Origin of the sequence: Mycobacterium sp. 012931, from assembly GCF_000419295.1 — a bacterium.
Lineage (GTDB): Bacteria > Actinomycetota > Actinomycetes > Mycobacteriales > Mycobacteriaceae > Mycobacterium > Mycobacterium marinum.
In genome coordinates this window covers 5,593,327-5,607,593 of sequence record NZ_AOPX01000001.1, presented here as the reverse complement: position 1 = coordinate 5,607,593, position 14,267 = coordinate 5,593,327, and the positions used below count along the sequence as shown (strand labels likewise).

13 protein-coding genes and 1 pseudogene are annotated in these 14,267 nt (G+C 67.8%); 8 read left to right on the top strand and 6 right to left on the bottom strand.

The window, feature by feature from the left end:
- Positions 1 to 84 precede the first annotated feature (84 nt).
- The 5 genes from MMSP_RS24570 (at position 85) to MMSP_RS29155 (ending at position 5,199) form a co-directional block, all read left to right on the top strand.
- Positions 85 to 807: a PAS and ANTAR domain-containing protein gene (locus MMSP_RS24570; RefSeq protein WP_020788773.1), complete on the top strand. Its 723-nt coding sequence runs from the start codon at positions 85 to 87 to the stop codon at positions 805 to 807.
- 130 nt (positions 808 to 937) lie between these two features.
- Positions 938 to 1,333: an STAS domain-containing protein gene (locus MMSP_RS24565; RefSeq protein WP_015354407.1), complete on the top strand. Its 396-nt coding sequence runs from the start codon at positions 938 to 940 to the stop codon at positions 1,331 to 1,333.
- Positions 1,330 to 3,492 carry a hybrid sensor histidine kinase/response regulator gene (locus tag MMSP_RS29165; RefSeq protein WP_020788772.1) on the top strand — a complete coding sequence of 721 codons (2,163 nt, stop codon included), beginning with the start codon at positions 1,330 to 1,332 and terminating at the stop codon, positions 3,490 to 3,492. The genes MMSP_RS24565 and MMSP_RS29165 overlap by 4 nt, the downstream gene beginning before the upstream one ends.
- On the top strand, positions 3,420 to 4,757 hold the full coding sequence (locus tag MMSP_RS29160; RefSeq protein WP_232022749.1) for a GAF domain-containing SpoIIE family protein phosphatase: 1,338 nt from the start codon (positions 3,420 to 3,422) through the stop codon (positions 4,755 to 4,757). Before MMSP_RS29165 ends, MMSP_RS29160 begins: the two co-directional genes overlap by 73 nt.
- Entirely contained in the window at positions 4,705 to 5,199 is a 495-nt protein-coding gene (locus MMSP_RS29155) for an ATP-binding protein (protein ID WP_235065835.1), read from the top strand. Before MMSP_RS29160 ends, MMSP_RS29155 begins: the two co-directional genes overlap by 53 nt.
- Before the next feature lie 29 nt (positions 5,200 to 5,228).
- On the opposite strand, the gene MMSP_RS24555 is transcribed toward MMSP_RS29155, so the two are convergent.
- Positions 5,229 to 5,504 carry a hypothetical protein gene (locus MMSP_RS24555; RefSeq protein WP_020731710.1) on the bottom strand — a complete coding sequence of 92 codons (276 nt, stop codon included), beginning with the start codon at positions 5,502 to 5,504 and terminating at the stop codon, positions 5,229 to 5,231.
- Between the two features lie 63 nt (positions 5,505 to 5,567).
- On the opposite strand from MMSP_RS24555, the gene MMSP_RS30030 reads away from it, so the two are divergent.
- Positions 5,568 to 5,882 carry an Rv1535 domain-containing protein gene (locus MMSP_RS30030; protein WP_261888009.1) on the top strand — a complete coding sequence of 105 codons (315 nt, stop codon included), beginning with the start codon at positions 5,568 to 5,570 and terminating at the stop codon, positions 5,880 to 5,882.
- Here MMSP_RS30030 and MMSP_RS30025 read toward each other — a convergent pair.
- From MMSP_RS30025 to MMSP_RS24530, 5 genes and pseudogenes are all read right to left on the bottom strand, one after another.
- A pseudogene (locus tag MMSP_RS30025) lies at positions 5,848 to 8,004 on the bottom strand (cation-translocating P-type ATPase); the annotation flags it as partial. The gene MMSP_RS30030 and the pseudogene MMSP_RS30025 overlap by 35 nt on opposite strands.
- Positions 8,005 to 10,186: 2,182 nt before the next feature.
- A complete protein-coding gene (locus tag MMSP_RS24545) occupies positions 10,187 to 10,624 on the bottom strand; it encodes a hypothetical protein (RefSeq protein WP_036426948.1) in 438 nt (145 codons plus the stop codon).
- A gap of 143 nt (positions 10,625 to 10,767) precedes the next feature.
- Positions 10,768 to 11,583, bottom strand: coding sequence for an exodeoxyribonuclease III (locus tag MMSP_RS24540; protein WP_174524090.1), 816 nt, complete (start codon positions 11,581 to 11,583; stop codon positions 10,768 to 10,770).
- A gap of 17 nt (positions 11,584 to 11,600) precedes the next feature.
- Positions 11,601 to 12,497, bottom strand: a complete 897-nt coding sequence (locus tag MMSP_RS24535) for a hypothetical protein (protein WP_012392691.1) — start codon at positions 12,495 to 12,497, stop codon at positions 11,601 to 11,603.
- Entirely contained in the window at positions 12,497 to 13,090 is a 594-nt protein-coding gene (locus tag MMSP_RS24530; RefSeq protein WP_036426947.1) for a peptide deformylase, read from the bottom strand. The genes MMSP_RS24535 and MMSP_RS24530 overlap by 1 nt, the downstream gene beginning before the upstream one ends.
- 249 nt (positions 13,091 to 13,339) lie before the next feature.
- Here MMSP_RS24530 and MMSP_RS24525 point away from each other — a divergent pair, with 249 nt between their 5' ends.
- Positions 13,340 to 13,648 (top strand): DUF3263 domain-containing protein, encoded by a 309-nt coding sequence (locus MMSP_RS24525; RefSeq protein ID WP_012392693.1) that lies wholly within the window; start codon positions 13,340 to 13,342, stop codon positions 13,646 to 13,648.
- A gap of 64 nt (positions 13,649 to 13,712) precedes the next feature.
- Complete coding sequence (locus MMSP_RS24520) at positions 13,713 to 14,195, top strand: LytR C-terminal domain-containing protein (protein ID WP_051153739.1); 483 nt, start codon at positions 13,713 to 13,715, stop codon at positions 14,193 to 14,195.
- The last annotated feature ends 72 nt before the right edge of the window (positions 14,196 to 14,267 follow it).

Below are 14,267 nucleotides of genomic sequence, written 5' to 3'. Positions count from 1 at the left end.
GGGTCGGCCTCCACGCTAGCGCAGTGCGGCGCCGGTGTGCAGGTGCGTCTTGGATCGTGGTGGCTGCCAGGCGGGTCGGGTGCGATGATTTCAGACGTGCAGCAGACCGCCCACACCGGCGAGGAACGCCCTGACCGCGGTACGCCCTCGTTTGCCACCCCGATATCGGGGGCGGTCGATAACCATCTGAGCATCGGCAGTTTCCGTTTCTGGTTCATCGGCCAGCGCTGGGAGTGGTCCGACGAGGTGGCCAGGATGCACGGATATGAGCCCGGCGCCGTGATGCCGACGACGAAACTGTTGTTGTCGCATAAGCATCCCGACGATCGTGCCCACGTCCAGGACTTGCTGGACTATGCGTTGCGGTCGGGGGAGTCGTTTTCCAGTCGCCATCGCTTTGTCGACACGGCGGGCGTGGTGCACGACGCAATCGTGGTGGCTGACCGCATGGTGAACGAATCCGGCGTGGTCCAGGGAACATCCGGCTATTACATCGACCTCACCAACACCTTCGACGAAACGCGTCAGGAGGTGCTTGACGAGGCGCTGCCCGACCTGTTCGAGAACCGCGCCGCGATCGAGCAAGCCAAAGGTGTGCTGATGGCCGTCTACCGGGTCAGCGCCGAGCAGGCCTTCCGGGTGCTGCAGTGGCGGTCGCAGGAGACAAACACCAAGCTTCGTGCGCTGGCCAAACAAGTGGTCGCCGAAGTCGCGTCCTTGCCGCCGGTGTCGGCGTTGGTGCAAAGCCAGTTCGACCACTTGCTCTTAACGGTGCACGAGCGTATTCCCGCCGAGTCCGCGAGCTGATCGTCGCGGGTTGCAGACCGCGCGGTGGGGATCGGGTTAGGCTCTAGCTAATCCTGGACGGTGCAGACGGTGGATCGGGCTCCCTGTCTCAGCCGCCTAACGTTTGACACATTCGCGGGCGGTGAAGGCCATGGACCTGCTGGCGGTCGAGCATGAGGTTCGCCAGGACACCGTCGTGGTGCGGGCCAAGGGTGATGTCGATTCGAGCACCGTCGAGCAGCTCGTCGTCCATCTGGCGGCTGCCATGCAATTGGCGGCGACCCACCCTGCGCGCCTGGTCGTCATCGATCTGCAGCCGGTGACCTTCTTCGGTAGCGCGGGATTGAACGCGGTGCTGGAGTGTCATGAACAGGGGATGGCGGCGGGCACATCGGTGCGGCTGGTGGCCGACCACGGGCAGGTGCTTGCGCCGATCCAAGTTACCGAGCTGGATCGCATCTTCGAGATTTACCCGACGCTGGCCGGGGCATTGCGGCCCGGCAAACCCGGTGAGCACGATCTCGAGGATGTCGAGCGGCCACGATGAGCGCCAACGCTGCGGCCCCGGGGACGCCCAATAGGCAACCGTTGCCCGAGGACCTGCAGGCCGCGATCGCGCTGGGCGGCGAGATGGGGCGCCGCTTCGCCGAGTTCGACTGGGCACACCATCGGTTGGGCCCGCCCGGGGACTGGGCACCCGAAGTGCGTGCGGCGGTGGCGATGACCCTGACTTCGCGGTTTCCCATCGTGTTGTGGCTGAGCCCGACCGACCTGTTCCTGATGTACAACGACGCCTATGCCCAGATCTTGGGCGACAAGCACCCGGCGGCGCTGGGCAGTGCCGGGAAGGCGGTGTGGCCCGAGATTTGGACGGGGATCGGGCCGATGCTCGCCGGCGTCGTTGCGACCGGCAAGGCCACCTGGTCGACCGATCTGATGCTGCTGTTGATGACGGCAGGCGTTCCGCAAGAGCGCTACTTCACCTTCACCTACAGCCCGATCATCAGTGGCGGGGCCGTCCCGGCCATCTTCTGCGCGGTCATCGAAACGACGCAACGGGTGTTGAGCGATCGGCGTCTGCATCTGCTCAATGCGGTGGCGTCGGCCGTGCTGGAGACCCACACCATCGACGACGCGATCGGTGCGGCCGTCACCGCGTGTGCCGCGCAGCCCGCGGACCCTCCGTTCATCGCGGTGTATGTGGCCGCCGACGGTGCCGATGCCGGCGCCGGCCAGCATCGGATCACGCTGCGGGGAGCCACACCGTCGGTTTTGCCCGTCTTGCCCCAGCTGCTGGCCGAGCTGACGGACTGGGACATGGCTTCGCGGTCACGGGAGTCGGCGCATGTGGTCGGTGAGCTTGCCCGGGTGATTCCCGGCATCTGCGAGGTTTTCACCGACGACTGCCCGACCCAGGCGCTGGTGTTGCCGTTGAGTGAGGGCTCGACCCCCGGGGCGGTGGTGATCGGCATCAGCCCGCGGCGCCCATTGGATGCGCTGTATCGGGGCTTCTGCCAGCTGCTCGTCGATCAGCTGTCGGCGGCGCTGGCATCGGTGGTCTCCTACGAACGGCAACGGCAGCGAGCCGATGCGCTAGCGGAGCTCGATCGCGCCAAGACCGCGTTTTTGACCAACGTCAGCCACGAGTTCCGCACTCCGCTAACCCTGTTGCTCGGTACGGTCGAGGATGCGCTCGCCGACGCCGGCGGCGACACCGTCTTGGCCGATCGGCTCGATACCGCACGACGCAATGCGCGGCGTTTGCAACGGATGGTCGACTCGCTGCTGGCGTTCTCGCGGATCGAAGCCGGTCGCGCAACCGCGCGGCTGGTGTGCACCGACGTGGGCACGCTGACGTCGCATATCGCGTCGTCGTTCACCGAACTCTGCGCCCGCGCCGGGCTCGACCTTGCACTCGACTGCGCGCCAGCGCTGGCCGATGTCGATCCGGGCATGTGGGAAACCATCGTGCTCAATCTGCTGTCCAACGCGGTCAAATACACAATGAAAGGATCGACCGCCGTCGAGGTGCGCAGCGAGGCCGCGCACTGCCGACTCGTGGTGCGCGACACCGGAACCGGGATTGCGCCAGCCGACCTGCAGCGTCTGTTCGAGCGGTTCTATCGCGCCGAGAATGCCGGCGACCGCAGTGCCGAGGGCAGCGGGATCGGGCTGTCCCTGGTACGCGGTCTGGTTGAGCTGCAACGCGGAACCGTGCACATCGACAGCGAACCGGGGCGCGGCACCGCGGTCACCATCCGGCTGCCGAGGTCGCCGACCGGTGCGGCCGCCGACCAGTCGCCGGCCGCCTTGCTTGATGAGACCAACCCGTACGTGGAGGAGGCCAGCCAGTGGTTGGTCTCATCGCCCGCGCAGGTACAGGCGGCACCGGAACAGCCCCGCCAGCTGGTGCTGATCGCCGACGACAACGCGGACATGCGGGCCCATCTGCATCGAGTGCTATCGCCGCATTGGGAGACCGTTCTGGTCGCCGATGGTGAGTCCGCGCTCAACGCAACCCGCAGCCTGCACCCCGACCTGGTGGTGACCGATGTGATGATGCCCGGTCTGGACGGTTTCGAGTTCATCGCCGCCATCCGCGCGGATCCGGGCTGGCGGCCACGCCAGTCCGGATGTTGTCGGCCAGGGCCGGAGCGGAGGCCGTCAGCGATGGCTTCGCCGGTGGCGCCGACGATTATCTGTTGAAGCCCTTCCGTTCCCAGGAGCTGGTGGAGCGGGTGACCTCGCGGCTGGCCGCCGTTGCCCGCGAGCGCACCCGTCAGGGACTCGCCGCCAGGCTCATGCAGCTCGACGCCGCCCTACAGGCCACCGACTCGGTGGCCGGAATCCTCGCGGCCGTCCTGCACTACCGCCTGGCGTCGGGTGACGCGGCCGCGGCGGCAATCGGAGTTGTCGACGGGGACTATGTCCGGTTCGAGTATGCCGGCGCAATCCCCGCGGAATTGCGCGATCGCTACCACGTGGCCAGGCTGGACAGCCCGCTGGTGGGAACCGACGTCATTCACCGCGGCGAGCCGATGCTGATCACCGACACGCTGGACCTGCCCCCGCGCTATCAGCACGCGGTGCAGGACACCGCCGAAATTGTTCGGGCCTGTGTCGCCCAACCGCTGCGCAACGCCGACGGACGTGTCATCGGGGTGCTGACCCTGCTGTGGCCCACTCCGCGACAATTCGACGCGTCCGAACTCGAGATGTTCACCCGGACCGCCGAGATTACCCAGATCGCACTGGATCGGGTGCGCGTCATGACCCGCGAACATCGCATTGCCGTCGACTTCCAGGAGCATCTCCTGGACCTGGACCGGGGATCGACCAGCGCGGTGGTATCGGCGGTGTACCAACCGGCCGGCGAAGCGATGCGCGTGGGTGGTGACTGGTATTCGGTGACGCCGCTGGCGCATCCGGGCAGGATCGCGATATCCGTTGGTGACGTCGTCGGTCACGGCCTGGCCGCGGCGATCGTGATGAGCAGACTTCGTGCCGCCGTGGCCGCCTCCGCGCTGAACACCGCCGAACCCGCCGATGTTCTGGGAGCGCTGGACAAATATGCGGCAACCGTTCCCGGCGCCAGCTGCGCCACGGTCGCCTACGCCCTGATCGACACCACACCGGCGGGTGCCGGCGCCATGAGCTACATCTGCGCGGGACATCCGTATCCGTTGGTGGTCTCCCCGAATGCCAGCCCGGTCTTCCTCAAGTCGGGACGGCGTCCGCCGGTGGCCACCCGTGGGACCGACTCGACCGACGTCACCGCGCGTGCGGACCTGCCCGCGGGAAGTTTGATCATCTTCTATACCGACGGGTTGATGGAGCGGGCGGGGGGAGACTCTCGACGACGGCTTTGCCCGGCTGGCGGATGCGGCGGCGGACTGCTCCGCCATGCCGGTGGCGGCGGTGTGCGCCGAACTCCTGCACCGGATGTGCCCGGCCGAGGGCTACCGCGATGATGTCGTGGTGCTGGCGCTGCGTCCCAGCCATGCCGGTCCGCGCAGCTTCGCCACCGTGTTGACCGCCGTCCCGGCCGAGATCCCGGTGGCGCGCCGGCGGATGGCGCAGTGGCTGACCGCGATCGGGGTCGAACCCGTGCGCAAGGGTGCCATCCTGCTCGCGACGGGCGAGGCGGTCACCAATGCGATCGAGCACGGCAGCGGCTGTGACGCCGGCAAGACGGTGTCCGTCGAGGCATTCCTGGATCAGGATGCGATTGCGGTCACCGTCAGTGACCAGGGCCGGTGGACCGGAGACCCGTCGGCCAGCCTGCGCAGCCAGCGGCGCGGGCGCGGTCTCACGGTGATGAGCGGGCTCGCGAACCAGGTCGAAACCGTCCGTACCCCGCAGGGCACACGAGTCGTGTTGCAGTTCGACGCCGCCACCGTGGACTGGCCGTGAACTGGCCGTGAACTCTGGCCGTGAACTAGCTAGGCCTCCTCCATCGCCTCGCCGAGCTCCTCGAGGAGCCGGTTGTGGTGATTGCTCGCCATGACGTGACCGGCGGCGATGACCACCGCTACCGGCCATTCGATGAGTTCGAGTGCGGCCAGTGCGGCCAGACCGCCGTAGTAGGCCAGCTGCTCAGGCCGGGGGACCTCAACCTGGCCGACGAATGGCAGATTCACCACGAAAGTCTCGCCTTCCCTGATTTTCTTCACCGCATCGCGCTGTGAAACCGCTCTGCGCGCCTGCTTTTCCACCATCATTTGCCTTCCAGTAACGAAGGGTTTGCCGCCGAGCAGGGTCGTGCGGTCACCGTCTGAAGTATGTCGAGGACCGACGCCCTGGCCGATCCGCTAGTTTCGTCGTTTGCTGCGGTGCTGACTGTGCCGTTGCGGGAGATTTATGCGCTGTCGTGGCGCGTCGGGCTCGTGGAGATCGTCCAGCGGGAGCCGTCGCGGGTTCGGGTGTCGGTGACGTGCTCGTGTTGGGTGCAGGAGGGGCTGGAGGATCCGGCTGCTGAGCACGACCATCCAGAACACGGTCCACAACGGCCATCGCGGCGGTCGCAGCAGCGGCGGCTCCCAGGGCCTGCGCCCACCCGACCGGGTCGAGCGGGGTACAACCGAGCAGTTCGCTGACGATAGGAATACTGATCAGGGTACCCATCGCGGCCAGTGAGCCCAGCGCGGTGAGGACCACCAGCCAGTCGTGTGAGTCCAGCAGGGTTTGGCCCAGCTGCGCGCTCACCAGGGCGACCAATCCCACCGTGGATGCCCGACGCGGCAATCCGGTCACCCCGGCCATAATCCAGGCGGCGGTGGCCGCCGCAGCGGTGGTGGTGCCGCGAACGCCGACCGCTCGCCACAGCGCCTGCTGATCCGGTCCGCGCGCGTTGGGGTCGGTCTGGCCGCGCGGCTTGCTGACCGCCAGCGCCGCGGCGGGTAGCGCATCGGTGAGCATGTTCACCAGCAGCAGTTGCCGGGTGTTCAACGGCGAGGTTCCCGTGATGGCGCTGCCGATGATGGCGAATGCCACTTCACCGGCGTTGCCGCCCAACAACACTGAAACGGCCGCCTGCACCCGCTGCCACAGTTCACGCCCTTCCAGGATCGACGGGAGCAGTGATTCGATGCGACCGTCGAGCAACACCATGTCGGCGGCCACGCTGGCGGGGTCACTGCCATGCGCGACGACACCGATGCCCACGGTGGCCGCCCTGATCGCGGCGGCGTCGTTGGAGCCGTCGCCGACCATCGCGCAGACCCGCCCGACACGCTCTAGCGTCTGCACGATCTGCACCTTGTTCTCGGGTGTCATCCGGGCAAAGATCACGCGCTCGGCGACCGCACGCTCCTGGTCCTTGCGCGACAGGGCATCCCACTGCGCGCCGCTGATGATCTGTTTGGCGCTCACCCGCAGGCCCAGCTCTTCGGCGATGGCCGCGGCGGTGATGGGGTGATCACCGGTGATCAGCCGCACGTCCAGCCCGTGTCCGCTCAACTCGGCGAGCAGACCCGCTGCCGTGGGGCGCGGCGTGTCGGACAGCCCTAGAAAGCCCACCAGGGCCAAGCCGTCGTGGCAGAAGTTAGCGATGGCGTCCGGGTCGTCGACAACGGTCCGGGCCTGCTGTGGGCTCAGCTCGCGCCGCGCCACCGCGATCACCCGCAGCCCGTCGGCGGCCAGTTCAGCGACCTGGCGGTCAATGCTCGGGCCGTTGGCTCCGCAGGCGGCCAACACCACCTCCGGGGCGCCTTTGATGCCCAGTTCGGTGTCTGACACCGAGGCGGAAAACGACCTGCCGGAGCGGAATGGCAGGTGAGCGTCGGACCGGTCGAGTTCGGCGGCCAATTCCGGTGGTGCCGCTGCCACGATCGCGACATCGGTGGCGTGTACCTGCGGTCCACCGTTGGCGGCCGGCGCGGCATGGACCGCGCAGCGCAGTACATCGTGATCCGAAAAGCCGGGGCCGGGATGTACTTGCGCCACGCGCAGCCGGTTCTCGCTGAGCGTTCCGGTCTTGTCGAAGCAAACCATGTCGACGCGACCGAGGGCCTCCACCGATCGCGGGATGCGGACCAGGGCGCCGAAGTGGGTGAGCCGGCGCGCCGAGGCTTGTTGCGCCAAAGTCGCCACCAGCGGCATGCCTTCGGGCACCGCGGCCACGGTGACGGCAATGCCGCTGGCCACCGCTTGGCGCAGGCCTTGGCGACGCAGCAGACCGAGTCCGGTGACCACGGCGCCGCCGGTCATGCTGACCGGCCAGGCCCGGTTGGTGAGCTGGCTGAGCTGGTGTTGCAGACCGACGTTGGACAGGTCGCCGGACACCAGGTCGGCGGCCCGCCGCTCCTGGGTGTCCGCCCCGACCGCGGTCACCACCGCAACTGCGGTCCCGGCTACCACGGTGGTGCCGGCATAGAGCATGCAGCTACGGTCCGCCAGATCGGCTCCGGGTGTGGGCTCGACCTGTTTGGTCACCGACAGCGATTCGCCGGTGAGCGCGGACTCGTCGACTTCGACATCGGTCTCGTCGATCACCCGGGCGTCGGCGGGAACCACCTCGTGGGTCCGGACCTCGATAACGTCGCCGGGCCGCAGTTGTTCGGCGACGACGTCGACGTAGCCAGGCTGTCCGTCCTGGCCGGTGACCACCTTTCGCGCGGGCGGAATTTGCAGCGCCAGTAGGCGGTTGAGCCGGCTCTCGGCGCGGAGTCGCTGCGTTGCGGCCAGTATCGAGTTACCGGTCAGCACCGACCCGACCATCACCGCGTCAACGGGTGAGCCCAATACCGCGCTCGCCGTTGCGCCCAGAGCCAGCATCGGTGTCAGTGGGTCGGAAAGTTCTGCGCGGACCGCGCCGAGGAACTGTCCGATCGCCTGCATGGGCTCGGCGCCGAGTTGTGCGCCACGCTTTGCCGCGTGCGCGCCGCTGCTGAGGGCGCGGGTCGCCAACGTCGAATGGGGTGCGCCCGGTTGAGGCGAGGTGTCGGTTGGCGGCAACAGTTTCTGGACCTGCTCAACGGACATGGCATGCCATTCGTGGAACGCGGCGGGTCGAGGCGGGCGCGCGCCGACAACCTTTCGCGCCAGCAGATACCCCGACAGCAGTCCGGCGCCCGCGCCGGTGGTCACCGGTCCCGGGCCGAGTCCGCGAACGCCCGGCACCATCAGTAGGGCACCCAAAGCCGATGCGCCACCGGATATTTCGATACCCCGCCGGCGTGCCGCCTTGGCGGCAGGAATCGCATGCATGATCCGCCATGCGGCACCAAGATCGGGCAGCAGCACATCGGCGTACCAGGGTGGGACGGCGTCGGCGGTCCGCGGCAGTACACCAAGTGCCACGTCGGCCAACGAAATGGCGCGGCTCTGCGACGACAACAGCGCAACGGTGCGCCCCGCCTGCCTGAGTGCGACCACCGCGTCGGTCAGGGCGTCATCGATGGATCCGTGTCGCAGCGGCCGGATGTCGTCGAATGCCGGCCGCAGCTCGCCCAGCGAGTCGTCATCGACCGACACCAGATCCGCTCCGGTGCGATGCGCCTCGGCGACCACGGCCGAGGCGAGCGGATCATGCGCGGGCAAAAAGAGTGCTTCGGCTTCGAAAACCCCGGTGCTATCCGGATTTTCCGGGACCGCATGCCACCCCGGGCTCAGATCGTCGCGCTCCAGCAGCAACTGGGCCCGGTTCCACGCCGCCGACAGTTGGTCCTCATCCGCGCCGCGAATCCGGGCGACCCGTAGCTTGTTGGTGCACAGCACTCGCGGGTCGATGACGACCGCGTCGACCTCGTCGAGGCGGCGCAGGCAATCCGGCCGCATGGGCAAGACCCCGTGCCGCTGTGCCAGACCCTGACCAAGCGCAGCGGCAAACGCCTCCGGGGTGGTTCGGCTGGCCTTCGGGGTCGCCACCAGCGCGGCGGTCGCCGCCATGTCCATGTTGCGGGTGGCCAGCCCGACCAGCGCCGCGCTGATCGTCTGAATGTGCGCAAAGCGATCGGCATTTCGTTCGGCGGCACGCGCCGGTGCCGGCCGGGGCGCGGTGTAGGGCGCGCTGGTCGCCGGTTGCTCCGCGTACTGGGCCAACTCCGGTTCGTGGTGCTGCCAGGCCAGTGCCCCCGCCCGGGCTTCGGCGGCTTTGAGGGTTTGCATCGCCAGCCCCACCGACAACGATGCCGGTGCCTGGGTGAGCGTTTCTGCCGCGGCTACGGCCAATGTCATGACCGTGTCCGTCGCCGGCCCGCCGATGCGGTCCTCGAGCAGGCTGCGCAGCCGGGGCTGGTAGTCGACCGCCACCACGCCGGCCAGCAAGGTGATCGGCACCCGCGGCCAGCGCAGCGCCCGGCCGGTGAGTGCCAGCCCGAGCCCGGCGGCGTTGGTGGCGACGGTCACGGCCCGGTTCACCAGTACCACGCTGTCGCCCGGCAGGCTGATAGCGGGCGTTGGCCGGTAAGTGTCTTGCGTTGCGCGATAACGCTTTTCGGTGTCTTCGACTAGGCGGCATAGCTGCGGCAACGAGGTAGCCGCATCGATGTCCACGACAACCCGCGACAGCGGGTAGTTGATCCGAACCGACGCGATGCCCGGGTGGGTGCGCATGGCCTCGCGCACCATGCGTGCGAGTTCACCGTCGGGTGTGTCATTGAGGCCGCGAACCTCGATCCAGGCGCGGCCCGCACCGCGCCAGCAGTGCCGGGTGAGTGTCTCGGGGGACAGCTCACCGGAGAGCGCCTTGGCGCCCTCGCGTAGCGGCGCGGCACCGAACTCCAAACACGCCTTGGTTACCGAACCGGTCGTCCTGCCCAGGGTTGCGGCGACGGCTGCGGTGGTCATCACCGACGCGGTGGCCATCGCGCTGGTTGCCTGGATGCCCGTGGCGAGCGCGCGCAGCGGCAGAGCCCCTTTTATGGATGTAGCAATGCTCAATGGGTGCTCAGCGCCGCCATCAATTGGTGCTGCGCAGTTCGGCGGCGCCCGCTCGACGGCCGGTTGACTTCTTGGCCGCGGTCTTGGCCGGCGCCTTTTGCGGGGCGGCCTTGGCCGGCTCCTCCTGGTCGGGTACCGGCGCGAGTTTCGCCTTTGCCGCTGGTGCGGAGGCCTCGGGCCGCTGACTCATCCGGCGCAACAGCAGCGCGCTGCCGCCGACGGCGAGCAGGATCGGCCATTCCACGATGCCCGCGACTCCCAGCGCGCCCATGGCCAAGGCGGCGGCCGGTGTCGACTTGCTGCCGGTGCTGAGCCCGCGCTGGATGCCTTCGGCGGCTCCCTTGACGCTACCGACGACGCCGTTGACCGCCGCGCCGCCCACCGCACCCGCGGCCGCCGTCGCGGCCCGATTCACCGTTTGACCAACGTTGCGGACTGCTCCGCCGACGACTCCCATAATTGCTCCCTGACTTCTCACCGATCTATCGCTGCGTCCCATGCTGCACAACATCGACAGCGCTGTCTTCAGCATGCATCTATTAGAAGCCTGCCACGTTACAAACGCGCAGACAACGAACATTGTTAGGGAGTGTCCAGTGGCTAGGCGGCTGGGCCGGGGCGCAGGTCGACGAAAACCGGTGCGTGGTCGCTGGGGGCTTTGCCTTTGCGCTCGTCCCGAACGATCTGCGCGTCGACCACGCGGCCGGCCAATGCCGGCGAGCCCAGGATGAAATCGATGCGCATTCCCTCCTTTTTGGGGAACCGCAGCTGCGTGTAGTCCCAGTAGGTGTAGACACCCGGCCCCGGGGTGAAAGGCCGTACCAGATCGGTGAACTGTGCATCGACAATGGCGTTGAACGCCTTGCGTTCTGGCTCGGAGACGTGGGTGGCCCCGGTGAAGAACTCGGTGCTCCAGACGTCCTCATCGGTGGGGGCGATGTTGAAGTCGCCGGCCAGCGCTATCGGCGCGCCGGGATCGTTTTTCAGCCAACATTGGGCCGTATCCCGCAGCGCAGCAAGCCAATCCAACTTGTATGTGTAGTGCGGATCCTCCAGCGCGCGGCCGTTCGGCACGTACAGGCTCCACACCCGAACGCCGCCACAGGTTGCGCCCACCGCGCGAGCTTCGGCGGCCGCGGCGACCTCTGGCTTGCCGCTCCAGGCGGGCTGGCCATCGAAGCCGATCTGGACGTCGTCGATGCCGACGCGCGAAGCGATGGCCACGCCGTTCCATTGATTGAAACCAACGTGGGCGACCTCGTAGCCGAGTTCGAACAGCGGCAGCGCCGGAAACTGGGTGTCCGAACACTTGGTCTCTTGAATGGCCAGGACATCGACGTCGGCGCGCTCCAGCCAGTCCAGGACGCGGGGTAGGCGGGTGCGAATGGAGTTCACGTTCCAGGTGGCAAGCCGCAGGGTGCCATCGGGCATGGCTAGAGGCTAGCGGGTGTCCGCAGATAGCGACGACGATGGTGCGGCCGCAACCCCAGCGACTCGGCCCAGCCGGGCGTGGCGGTGCCGGGCACGCAGGTGTAGCCACGGGTCGCACCTCGGCCGGCGCCCCAGGCCAGCAACGCCGTGTAGAGCAGGGCGGCCGGACCGGTCGGGGACTGGTCATCGATGGTGCAGGCGGCCGACACCCCAACCCAGCGGGTGCCGTCCGGCGCGTCGGTTACCGCCGCGCGTGCGACCACCGCTTGCGGGCCGGAACCGAATGCAAGCTCGCCGTCGATGACCGCGGTGAGGGCATGCTCGGCGATCTCGCGGTCGCAGTGGCCTCGCCACACATCGTCGGGCCGGGGCGACACCGTGATCGACGGGTCGGCTTGGCGGGTCGCGACCTCGCCGACCAGGACACGTTCGGTGTGCTCACCGGTCAGGCCGGCCGGATCCGGCATGAGCCGGTCGGGAATGGCCAGCCGCGGCGTGCGGCCGCGCTGCGTGTACCAGTCGAGGATCGCGGGTATCGAGTCGGGGCGGGCCGAAATGTCCAGCGGGACCGCCGAATTAGCGCATAGCGGGGCTCCGTGGCAGGCGCGTAGCAGCCAGCCGTCCAGCCAGCTCCGGTCGGTGCCGGGCCACGCCGCGGCCGCCGCATGTTCGAGGGCCCTGATCTCGGCGGTGCGGATGGGCGCATCGGTGAGCACCCGCAGTGCCACCACGTCGGCCGGCGCGAACTCGGCGATCGCTCCGGTCTTCGTTTGCACGCGCACCGTCGGGGCAATCGCGAGCAGATGTCCCACCGCATCGGTCAGCGGCGGGACGGACCCGGCCGGTCGGCGGTAGCGAATCGTGACTCGCGTTCCGAGGTCCGGCCACGGCGCCGTCATCAGTGACCGAACGGATCGGGCCCCTCGCCCGGCAACCACGACAGGCCGGGAACCCCCCAGCCGTGTGACTTGACCGCACGCTTTGCGCTGCGGGCATGCCGGCCGATGAGGCAGTCCAGGTATAGATAGCCGTCGAGGTGCCCGGTTTCGTGCTGCAGCATGCGCGCGAACAGGCCGGAGCCTTCGAGCTCGACGGGGTTCCCCTCGGCATCGAGCCCGGTAACGCGGGCCCAGGTGGCGCGGCCGGTAGCAAACGACTCGCCGGGAACCGACAGGCACCCTTCGTCGTCGTTGTCCGGGTCGGGCATGTTCTCGGGGATCTCGGACGTCTCGAGCACCGGGTTGATGACCACGCCCCGGCGGTGCGCGGCCTTTCCGCGATCGTCGGCACAGTCATAGACAAACAACCGCAGGCCGTATCCGATCTGGTTGGCGGCCAAGCCGACGCCGTGCGCGGCATCCATGGTCTCGTACATGGTGGCGATCAACTCGGGCAGATCGGCAGGTAGCGAACCGTCGGCTCCGACCGGGACGGGAGAAGTCGGAGTGTGCAGGACTGGATCGCCCACGATCCGAATAGGAACCACTGCCATGGTCGGCTAGCTTATGCGGGGCGACTGGGCCCGGTGACGACGCCCGCCGCTCGGCGGCGGAGGAGTCGGGTGGTTGGGCGCGACGCCGGGTCGGAGGCAATCCGCCCAATCTGCCGACTCGCGGGTCGCGGTTACGGGGCAACAGTTCCCGGCGTGGTTGAATACGTCGGAACATGCCCCTTTGTAGGTCAAGTCATTCGAGCAAATAAAGCAAATAAGCATTCGCCGGAAGGGTCCAGGGGAAGCGATATGGACGGCGCTATGGCGCGGGCAAATCGAGCGGGGGACGACTCTGAAATTGCCGACGGTTTGACCCGTCGGGAACATGACATCCTGGCGTTCGAACGCCAGTGGTGGAAGTTCGCGGGTGTCAAGGAAGACGCCATCAAGGAGTTGTTCTCGATGTCGGCGACGCGCTACTACCAGGTGCTCAATGCGCTGGTTGATCGGCCGGAGGCGCTGGCGGCGGATCCGATGCTGGTGAAGCGGTTGCGCCGGCTGCGGGCCAGCCGTCAGAAGGCGCGGGCCGCCCGGCGGCTCGGCTTCGAGGTGACCTGACACTGGTCCCGGTTTTGTCCGTGCTTTTTCAAGTTCTGGGCCTCTCCTGGCTACAGTGGGCTCGATGAACGAGCGCGTACCCGACTCTTCGGGGCTTCCTCTGCGGGCCATGGTGATGGTGCTGCTGTTCCTGGGCGTCATCTTCTTGCTGCTGGGTTGGCAGGCCCTGGACTCGTCCGGGAAGGCGGTGGATGACTCATCGTCGCTAACCACGATGCCGACGTCGCCCAGCGCCACGAAGTCGCCGACCTCGACGAGTGCCAAACCCGCTGCCCCCCAGGCGGAGGTGCGGGTCTACAACATCTCTGGTCTCGAGGGTGTCGCTGGGCGCACCGCCGACCAACTCAAAGAGGCCGGCTTCAATGTGACTGAGGTCACCAATCTTTCGGTATCGGACGTGCCGGTCACCACCGTCTATTTCGGCGATGCCGAAGGCGAACAGACCACCGCCGAAGCGGTGGGTGAGAAGCTGGGCGTGCCCGTCGAACGGCGGATAGCCGAAATTTCCGACCAGCCCCCCGGCGTCATTGTCCTGGTCACGGAGTGAGCCGGCGCGACACCAGCCCGGGTCGTTTCGGCCCGCTCGATGACTCGAGGGTCGCCAGGTTAGGCTCTCGCT

Bases quoted from the DNA above. Each gene is read 5' to 3' on its own strand.
- MMSP_RS24570 (WP_020788773.1), top strand. From the start codon at position 85: ATGATTTCAGACGTGCAGCAGACCGCCCACACCGGCGAGGAACGCCCT.
- MMSP_RS24565 (WP_015354407.1), top strand. From the start codon at position 938: ATGGACCTGCTGGCGGTCGAGCATGAGGTTCGCCAGGACACCGTCGTG.
- MMSP_RS29165 (WP_020788772.1), top strand. From the start codon at position 1,330: ATGAGCGCCAACGCTGCGGCCCCGGGGACGCCCAATAGGCAACCGTTG.
- MMSP_RS29160 (WP_232022749.1), top strand. From the start codon at position 3,420: ATGTTGTCGGCCAGGGCCGGAGCGGAGGCCGTCAGCGATGGCTTCGCC.
- MMSP_RS24555 (WP_020731710.1), bottom strand. From the start codon at position 5,504: ATGGTGGAAAAGCAGGCGCGCAGAGCGGTTTCACAGCGCGATGCGGTG.
- MMSP_RS30030 (WP_261888009.1), top strand. From the start codon at position 5,568: ATGTCGAGGACCGACGCCCTGGCCGATCCGCTAGTTTCGTCGTTTGCT.
- MMSP_RS24545 (WP_036426948.1), bottom strand. From the start codon at position 10,624: ATGGGAGTCGTCGGCGGAGCAGTCCGCAACGTTGGTCAAACGGTGAAT.
- MMSP_RS24535 (WP_012392691.1), bottom strand. From the start codon at position 12,497: ATGACGGCGCCGTGGCCGGACCTCGGAACGCGAGTCACGATTCGCTAC.
- MMSP_RS24530 (WP_036426947.1), bottom strand. From the start codon at position 13,090: ATGGCAGTGGTTCCTATTCGGATCGTGGGCGATCCAGTCCTGCACACT.
- MMSP_RS24525 (WP_012392693.1), top strand. From the start codon at position 13,340: ATGGACGGCGCTATGGCGCGGGCAAATCGAGCGGGGGACGACTCTGAA.
- MMSP_RS24520 (WP_051153739.1), top strand. From the start codon at position 13,713: ATGAACGAGCGCGTACCCGACTCTTCGGGGCTTCCTCTGCGGGCCATG.